At 71.3% G+C, this 9,198-nt stretch carries 7 protein-coding genes; 6 read left to right on the forward strand and 1 reads right to left on the reverse strand.

What is annotated here, in order from left to right; genetic code table 11:
• Window positions 1-91 precede the first annotated feature (91 nt).
• The 6 genes from K8V84_RS16800 to K8V84_RS16825 all read left to right on the forward strand — a co-directional run bounded on the left by K8V84_RS16800 (window position 92) and on the right by K8V84_RS16825 (window position 8,508).
• Window positions 92-841, forward strand: a complete 750-nt coding sequence (locus K8V84_RS16800) for a septal ring lytic transglycosylase RlpA family protein (protein ID WP_304075988.1) — start codon at window positions 92-94, stop codon at window positions 839-841.
• 208 nt (window positions 842-1,049) lie between these two features.
• Window positions 1,050-4,619, forward strand: coding sequence for a TM0106 family RecB-like putative nuclease (locus K8V84_RS16805; RefSeq protein WP_304075990.1), 3,570 nt, complete (start codon window positions 1,050-1,052; stop codon window positions 4,617-4,619).
• 180 nt (window positions 4,620-4,799) lie between these two features.
• Window positions 4,800-5,123: a hypothetical protein gene (locus K8V84_RS16810; protein ID WP_304075992.1), complete on the forward strand. Its 324-nt coding sequence runs from the start codon at window positions 4,800-4,802 to the stop codon at window positions 5,121-5,123.
• Between the two features lie 10 nt (window positions 5,124-5,133).
• Window positions 5,134-5,667: a hypothetical protein gene (locus tag K8V84_RS16815; RefSeq protein WP_304075993.1), complete on the forward strand. Its 534-nt coding sequence runs from the start codon at window positions 5,134-5,136 to the stop codon at window positions 5,665-5,667.
• A 53-nt stretch (window positions 5,668-5,720) separates the two neighbouring features.
• Window positions 5,721-6,959, forward strand: coding sequence for a site-specific integrase (locus tag K8V84_RS16820; protein WP_304075995.1), 1,239 nt, complete (start codon window positions 5,721-5,723; stop codon window positions 6,957-6,959).
• Between the two features lie 115 nt (window positions 6,960-7,074).
• A complete protein-coding gene (locus tag K8V84_RS16825) occupies window positions 7,075-8,508 on the forward strand; it encodes a hypothetical protein (protein ID WP_304075996.1) in 1,434 nt (477 codons plus the stop codon).
• A 78-nt stretch (window positions 8,509-8,586) separates the two neighbouring features.
• Here K8V84_RS16825 and K8V84_RS16830 read toward each other — a convergent pair whose 3' ends face one another.
• Window positions 8,587-9,126, reverse strand: a complete 540-nt coding sequence (locus tag K8V84_RS16830; protein WP_304075997.1) for a hypothetical protein — start codon at window positions 9,124-9,126, stop codon at window positions 8,587-8,589.
• Window positions 9,127-9,198: the final 72 nt, after the last annotated feature.

Consider the following 9,198-nt stretch of genomic DNA (forward strand, 5'->3'; position numbering starts at 1 on the left):
GGCAGGCGCACCACGCACCTGCCCCTCGCCGTGCCCCGCAGGCACCAGGAGAGGGCCCGCCCTGAACTGTTCCCGTTCGAAGGACTGCGTCGTGGGCAAACACCAGCCCCAGAACCCACCGGTGGACGACCACCTCGACGACGGCACGGCCACCTACGCCGACGCCTACACCCCAGCGGCCCCCGCGCCGCTGGGCCCACGTCGAGCGGCCGCACGCTCGCGCAAAAAGCGCGCCCTGATCGTGGCCTCGGCCGCCGGCCTGACCCTGGTCGTGGGCGGCGGCGCCGCGGCCGCCGTCATCTCCTCCGGCGCCGGCCCCGAAGAGGCCACCACCGCCGTGGGCATCCCCCAGGCCCAACCCGACCCGCTACAGGCCTCCGCCGACGACGCAGAGGTCACCCCCGAACTACGCGAGCGCGCCGAAAACGCCCGCCAGGGGGCCACCCAATCCCAGTCGGCCGCCGGCACCACCATCGCCGAAGAACCCGAGCCCGAAGAGGAGGAGGAAGGGGAGGAGTCCACCACCGAATCCCCCTCGGAAGGCTCCGGCGAGGGCGGCACCTGCCAGGCCTCCTTCTACGGCGACGGCTTCCACGGCGCCACCACCGCCAACGGCGAAACCTTCGACACCAACGCCATGACGGCCGCGCACAAGACCCTGCCCTTCGACACCATGGTCCAGGTCACCAACCCCGGCAACGGCAAGTCGGTGACCGTGCGCATCAACGACCGCGGACCCTACGTCGACGGCCGCTGCCTGGACCTGTCCACGGCCGCCTTCGACGAGATCATCGGCACCGGCTCCGGTGTGGGCACCGTCTCCTGGCAGGTCGTGGGCTGAAACACCCACCACCACCTTCAAGGGGCGCCCGGGATTCGATTCCCGGGCGCCCCTTGCCCATGTCGACCCCCGCCCACCCCACCTTCGGCGGCGTACAATTCCCGCCCGGGGACCCCACCTCACCAGCGGGCGAGCCCCACACGTCACCCCCACGTGACACAATCCCGCACCACCACCGACACCGAAACGCACAGGGGAGCGCAGGGCCTTGTTCCGCACCACCTCCGGATGGGTCGTCTCACCCACCGACCTGGTCGACACCCTCGAATGCGACCACCGCACCGCGCTCAAGAGCGCCCTGGCCGCCCACGTGCCCGGCGCACCCCGCCCCGAACCCGTCGACGCCCTCATCGCCCAACACGGCCACGCCCACGAAAAGGCCGAACTCGACCGCCTACGCCAGGTGTTCGGCCACATCACCACCATCGCCGACCCCGAACCCGACGACCACGACCTGGCCCGCGCCGCCCACGAGACCGCCCAGGCCATGGGGTCAGGCGTCCCCGTCATCTACCAGGGCGCCTTCCACCACCGCCTCACCGACCGCGTCGCCTTCCACGGACGCGCCGACTTCCTCATCCGCTCCGACCTGGACCCCACCACCGGCCGGCCCCGCCCCGACCACACCGGCGAGCCCGCCTACGAACCCTGGGACACCAAACTCGCCCGCCGCCCCGGCCCCGCCGCCATCGTCCAACTGGCCGCCTACGCCCAGGCCGTACCCCACCTGCACGGCCCCGCCCCCCACCACATGCACCTGCTCACCGGCGACGGACACACCCACACCCTGCCCACCGCCGAATTCACCCCCATCCTGACCACCATCACCACCCGCCTGCTCGACCACCTGGCCACCGAACCCGCCCTGCCCACACCCACCTGGGGGCAGCCCCGCCCCACCTGCGAGGGCTGCGGCTACAACACCTGGTGCTCCCAAGGACGCGTGGCCGCCCGCCACCTGTCCCTGGTCGCGGGCCTGCGCACCGACCAGGCCGCCAAACTCACCGACGCCGGACTGAACACCATCGACGCCCTGGCCACCGCCACCGAACAGGACCGTCCCCCCACCCTGCCCCGCCGCTCCTTCGACCAACTACGCGCCCAAGCCCTGCTGCAGGTACGCCAGGACACCACCCGCACCCCCAGCGACCCCCAAGGCACCGTCACCGCCGAGGTCTTCTCACCCGACGGACTGGCCACCCTGCCCGCGCCCGCCCCCGGCGACCTGTTCTTCGACATGGAGGGCTACCCCTACCACTCCACCCAGGGCGGGCGAGGCCTGGAATACCTCTTCGGTGCCACCACCGAGGACTCCCAGGGCAACGAGACCTTCCACGCCTTCTGGGCCCACGACCGCGCCCAGGAGAAGAAGGCGCTGGAGGACTTCGTCGACTTCGCCCTGGCCCGTATCGACGCCGACGAGGGCGCCCACATCTACCACTACGCCTCCTACGAAGTGGACCGCCTCAAACACCTCAGCTCCGAGTACGGCACCCGCGAAGAGGAAGTCGACCGGCTCCTGCGCGAACACCGCCTCATCGACCTGTACACCGTGGTCCGCAAAAGCCTGCGCGTGTCCCAACGCTCCTACTCCATCAAGTACCTCGAACCCCTCTACCTGGACACCACCCGCTCGGGCGACGTCAAGACCGCCGCCTCCAGCATCGACGCCTACGCCGCCTACCTGGCCGCCGTGCAAGAGCACGACCCCACCACCGCACAACGGGTCCTGGACGACATCGCCGCCTACAACCGCGACGACTGCCACTCCACCGCACGCCTGCGCGACTGGCTCGAAGAGCACCGCACCCACCAGGGCATCACCACCCGGCCCCTGATCCAGACCGAACTCACCGAGGAGGAGGCCGAACGCGCCCGCAAAAGGGCCGAGAAGGCCGCCCGCCACGCCGCCCTGACCGACCCCCTCCTGGACGGGGTGCCCCAAGACCCCGAACAGCGCACCGAAGACGACCACCCCCGCGCCGCCCTGGCCGCCCTGGTGGGCTACTACCGGCGCGAGAACTCCCCGCCCTGGCGTGAACACTTCCAACGCCAAAGCGCACCCCTGCAGGAGCTGGAGACCGACACCAACTGCGCCGTGCCCTGGCAGGTCCACGTGGGTCGATGGGAGGAGCCCACCGGCCGTCAAAAGACCGCCCGTCGTGAGGTGGCCATGCGCCTGGACCGCGCCCACCCCAACCCCTTCGGTGTCGGCGACAGCGTCCACCTGCTCCACCCCGGAGCCCCCGGACAGGCCGCCACCACCCACCCCGCCAAGGTCCTGGCCGCCGAACCCGACTCCCTCGAACTGCTGGAGACCGCCCCACCGGAACAGACCATCTCCTCGGCCCCCGTGGCCGTCCTGCCCGGATCCCCGATCGACCCCAAACCCAAGGACGGCGCCCTGGAAGGGGTCGCCCACACCGCAGCCCAGGAACTGCCCGCCTGGCCGCCACACCCCGGCCTGGACGCCCTACGCCGCATCCCCCCACGCCTGAACCCCCCGGGCCCCCTCCCACAACCCACCGACGGCGGCGACCTCATCGACGCCGCCATCCGCGCCGTGGACCGCCTGGACCACTCCTACCTGGCCGTCCAAGGCCCACCCGGAGCCGGCAAAACCTACCTGGCCGCCCAGCTCATCACCCACCTGATCAAACAAGGACGCAGCGTGGGCGTATGCTCCACCGGACACAAGGCCGTGGAGAACGTCATGTCCGCCGCCCTGCGCGCCGCCCAGGACCAAGGCCTGACCCTGGCCGCCGCCAAACGCCCCCGCGGCGGCAAGAAGGACCCCGACGCCCCCTGGTACCAACCCTCCAGCCAACAGGTCCTGGCCAACTGGCGCACCAAACACACCGCCAAGGGCGAACCCGTCCTCATCGGCGGCACCGCCTGGGGCATGTCCGGCGCCGACACCATCGCCGACCCCCTGGACGTACTCATCATCGACGAAGCAGGACAATTCGCCCTGGCCGACACCCTGGCCGTATCCGCCTCCGCCCACAACCTCGTCCTGCTCGGCGACCCACAACAACTGCCCCAGGTCGTCCAAGGCGTGCACACCGACGGCGCCGACGCCTCCGCCCTGCAACACCTCATGGCCGACCAGGCCATCATCGACCCCGCCCTGGGCTACTTCCTGGACCAGACCAGGCGCATGCACCCGGCCGTGTGCGCCCCCGTCTCCGCCCTTTCCTACCAAGGACGCCTCCAAGCCCACCCCGCCACCACCACCCGCGCCCTGAGCACCCTGCGGCCGGGGGTGTACTCACTACCCATCACCCACACCGGCCGCACCACCCACAGCCCCGAAGAGATCGACGCCGTCCTACAGGCCGCCCTACGCCTGACCCACCAACACCTGACCACCGACCCCGAACAAGGCCCACGCCCCCTGACCGGCACCGACATCCTGGTGGTGGCCCCCTACAACCTGCAGGTGCGCGCCCTACGCCGAGCCCTGACCCGAGCAAGCGAGGACCACCCCGCCCTGGAAGGGGTACGCGTGGGCACCGTCGACAAGTTCCAGGGCCAAGAGGCCGCCGCCGTCATCTGCTCCATGACCACCTCCAACGCAGCCGAGACCAGCCGCGGCCCCTCCTTCGTCCTGGACCGCAACCGCCTCAACGTGGCCCTCTCCCGCGCCCAGCTCACCGCCCTGGTCATCCACTCGCCCGACCTGCTCACCACCACCCCCCGCACCGTGGACGAACTACGCCTGCTGGCCTCCTTCACCGGCCTGGTCGGCACCGCCCTGCCCTGGCCCCGAGAGTGAGGCACGCGCCCCCTCCCAGGTTTCGGACACATCCCTGGTGGAGTACGTTTTAGATGGCACACCACGCCCCGGCTCACCCCCGTGACGGGTACGCGGTATGCCCGCGGGCCGCGACGCCGCGCGCCGCGCCCCCTTGACCCGGACCACCACCCGCATTTGTCGAAAGGCCGAACGGCCCCCGTGTCTGAACGACCCTCCGCCCCCGAGGGCGGCCGCAACACCCGTCACCCCACCGGGATCCGCGTCGTCATCGCCATCCTGGCCCTCTTGGCCCTGGCCCTGGGCCCCGTCGGCTACCTGATGGGCCTGGACGCCCAAGCCCACGCCGGATCGGCCGCCGAATGGTTCACCCTGGCCTTCGGCGCCGCCGTCGGGCTCCCCTTCCTGGCCGCCGCCGTGGCCACCGTCGCCGGCGACCGCCGCGCCGCCCTGTGGTCCCTGGCCCTGCTGGCCTGGCCGGTGGTGTTCGTGGTGATCGTTCACCTGCTGGGCATGGCCGGGTAGGCTCCGGCCCGTGTCACCCAAGAAGCGCAAACGCCGCAAACCCCAGGAACAGTCGGCCACCACCCCTGCGCGGGAAGCCGAGCAGGGACGCGTCCTACCGGGAACCACACCCGAAAAACGCCCCCTCAAACGCACCCCCGTGGTGGTGGCCTCCCCACCCGACCGGCGCGTCACCGCGCTGTGGGTGATCCTGTGGATCGCCTGGGCCCTGGGCACCCCCCTGGCCCTGGCCGGGTTGCTCTTCACCGGACTGGACACGGGCCCGGCCCCCGGCGACCCCCGCATGGACGCCCCCGAGACCGCCGCCCACCTGATCGCCGAACAACAACAGCAAGCGGTGCGCGCCATGGGCAACGCCCTGGTGTGGCTGCTGGTCATGGCCTGGGGGGTGCCCGCCCTGGGCACCGTCCTGGCCCTGGCACTACGCCGCAAGATGGCCGCCCTGTGCTTCGTCGTGGCCCTGGCCCTCTCGGTCACCCTGCTGTTCCTGGTCGCCCCGCCCACCGAGATCTGGGACGCTCTGAGCGCCCACCTGTTCGGCTGAAACCCCTCCCACCCGGCCACGCCTGGCACGACCCTGATCCACCACCGGCCACAATGGAACACGTGGACACCACCGAACCACCCACCATCGACACCGACGGCGCACTGCCCGTCACCGTACGCAGCCGCCTGCGCCACGTCGACCACGGCGTACTCGTGGACACCCGCGCCCTGGAACGCGTACGCGAACGCTTCGACGCCGACCAGGCCCACCTGCTGGGCACCTTCCTGGCCGGAGCCCAATCCCCGGCCACCTTGCGTGCCTACCGCGCCGACTGGACCTCCTTTTGCGCCTGGTGCCTGGCCGAGGGCCGCACCTCCCTGCCCGCCGACCCCACCGACGTGGCCGTCTACCTGGCCGTGTGCGCCCGCGCCCGCACCCCCGACGACACCGACTGGGCACTGGCCCCCTCCACCCTGGAGCGACGCGCCGCGGCCATCGCCGCCGTCCACGGCGCCCACGGCCTGGACTCGCCCACCCGCGCCGAAGTCGTACGCATGACCCTGCGCGGCATCCGCCGCACCCGCAAAAGGCGCCCACGCCGCAAGGCCCCCGTCATCCTGTCCACCCTGGAAGGCCTGCTGGCCGCACGCCCGGCCGAAGGACACCCCGGGGGAGTGGCCCGGCGCCGCGACGCCCTACTGCTGCTGACCGGGTTCGCCGGAGCCCTGCGCCGCTCGGAACTGGCCGCGCTCACCTTCGACGACCTGACCTTGGCCACCGATCCCACCACCGGCGCCCCCACCCTGGTGGTGGCCCTGCACACCACCAAGACCGACCAGGAGGGCCGCAAACACCAGCAGGTGGCCCTGCCCCAGGGCCGGCGCCGCACCACCTGCTGCGTATGCGCCCTGACCGACTGGTCGCACCTGGTGCGACTGCACGCCGAACAGGGGGCCCACGCCCTTCGCTCCCACCTGCAAGGGCTGCAAGGCGCACCCGAGCCCATCGCGCACAGCTGCACCACCCTCAAAAGCCTGGACCTGGCCGATGGCACGGGGCGCCCGCTGCTGCCCTCGGTGGACCGCCACGGCCGTATCGGCGAGCGCTCCATGTCCCCACGCGCCGTGGGCGACCTGGTCAAACGCTACGCCCAGCGCGCCGGACTGGACCCGGACGACTTCGGCGGACACTCCCTACGCGCCGGGTTCGCCACCCAGGCGGCTCTGAGCGGGGCCGCCGACCGCGAGATCATGCGCCAGGGCAGATGGACCAACCCGGCCACGGTGCACGACTACATCCGCACCGCCAACCCCCTGGACGACAACGCCGTCACCCGCCTGGGGCTGTGAGGACCCCATCTCGAATCACCAACAAACCCACCAGTAACACCCGAAATAGCCCGTTAACGTGCGATCCTTCCCTGATGAGACATTAGGTTGGTTGCGTGAGAAAGGGGACGTAGCCATGGTCGACGAGTTTCGCACCGCATTCCAAGAACTGATCGACGCCTCCGTCGCCACAGATCCCCACCGCTTCCCACCGGCCGTCCACAAGGTCTACCTCCTGGCCTCCCAGATCCCCGTCTCCGAACGCGAACTGGCCCTGGAAGCCCTCACCCCCCTGCTCGCCGGCGACCACGCCGCCCCCGGAGTCCTGGCCGACCTGGCCGTCGTCGCCGGCGCCCTGGTCGAAATGGGCACCCACCCCGGCCCCGCCGGCATCGAAATCCTCCACCTGCTGCGCACCATGGGCAACGGCGCCGTCGCCTTCCTGGAGGCCTGGGACCGCACCGGCGGCGACACCCCGCCCGACCCCGACCACGTCACCGCCGACGCCGAAGCCCGCGTGGCCGCACACCTGGGCAACGACGCCCCCGCCGCCACCATGTGCTGGTGGACCAGCCGCCGACTGGGCCTGGCCGGCAAGACCATGCTCAGCCACTCCGAGGTACGCGCCCACCTGCGCCGCGACCCCACCCTGCACGCCCAACTGGTGGCCATCACCAACCAACTCAGCGACCTGCTCTACGAATTCGACGAGGTCCGCACCCTACTGCGCATGGCCGAGGCCACCTCCGCCCTGGTCATGGACCGCGCCTCACGCCGAGCCTTCCGTGTCCTCTTCGACGGCATCGGCGACAACTTCCAACTCCACACCCTGCTCGCCGCCGCCCTCATCGGCCCCCACGCCCAAGGCCTGGCGGGAACGCCCCCCGACCCGCGCTGGGCCGCCGCCTACCGTTCCTCCGACACCGACCCCCAAGCCCAGACCGTGTGGGGCTGGTGGAACCTGGTGGCCCACGACGGCTCCTGGGTGTGGAACGAGGGCCTGCCCGCGGAGATCCCCAGGATCGACGGCGAACACGTCATCATCCTGGACGAGCAGCCCTACCCCCGCTCCTGGAACGCCGAACGCCGCCACCCCCAGGTCAGCGGCTGGCTGGAAGTGGACTGCGAACTGGAGTCCGAAGAGGCACTCCTGTGGTGGAAGCGCGTCGCACCGGCCGAGACCCTGCCCTCCCACACCACCGAGCAGGACGAGCCACCCCTGCCCGAACCGGTGGTGCTGAAGCCCGAGACCGAATCCGCCGGTCGGGTGCGCGGCTTCGTACCCCCACCCGAGAGCACCGACACCGCGACGCCCGAGCCCGGAGAGCCCCAGGAAGGGCTCGAAGACCCGAAGACGAGCGACCATGCGGGTGAGGAGACACCCTCACCCCGGCCACTCGAAGACCCAAAGCCCGAGCGGGACGACGTCGAAGCCGACGAACCGGCCCCCCGGCCCGCGACGCCCGAGCCCGAACCGCAGCGCTCCACCACGGGCACGGCCCTGTCACCACTGCCGCCACTGCCGCCCGGGGTCTCCCACTCCAAAGGGTGGGGACCCACCTGGCGCTGAGACGACCTGCGGCCCCCGCACCCGAGGAAGATCGGATGCAAGGGGCCGCAGAGCGTGGGGGAGTGGCCAGGGCTCCTCTCAGTCGTCCTCCAGGCGGTGCCGAGGCTCGTGCACGGCCGCAACCGGCTCCGAACGCAGCGCACTGCGCCGATCGGAGCCGCCCTCACCGTCCTCGTAGAGCCCCTCGAAGTACTCCTCCTTGCTGAGACCGTCCTCCTCCGAGCGCACCCAGCGACCGCCCACGAACAACGGGGCGAACAACACCAGCGCCAAGGGCACGAACACGCCCAACGGCAGCAGCACCAGGGCGCCCTCACTACCCGGAACCACGGGCAAACGCTCCACCAGGTGCGGGCGCAACAGGGAGAGCACGCTCAGCCCGGCCAACACCAGGGCCGCACCGAAGGGCAGCATCGGGGTCAAACGCGGGGGCACGGCCACCAGGGCCAACAGGAGTCCCACGCCCACCAGCCCGGCCAGAGCGACCGGTCCGGTGCCCGACAGCACGCTCAGGTCGGCGGCGTGCAGGCCCCGCAGATGCGCGAAGGCCCAGCCGCACACCAGCAGCAGGACCGGGCCCAAAATAAGGCCCGACAGGAAGCCGACGAAATGTCGCACGGGGGTGCTCCTCTCAGGGGTTGGCAGCACGATAGCGACAAAAACCGACCAAGGCACCCTTGCCCCCCCCCC

The sequence above is a fragment of the Nocardiopsis listeri genome, assembly GCF_020741345.1.
Lineage (GTDB): Bacteria > Actinomycetota > Actinomycetes > Streptosporangiales > Streptosporangiaceae > Nocardiopsis > Nocardiopsis listeri_A.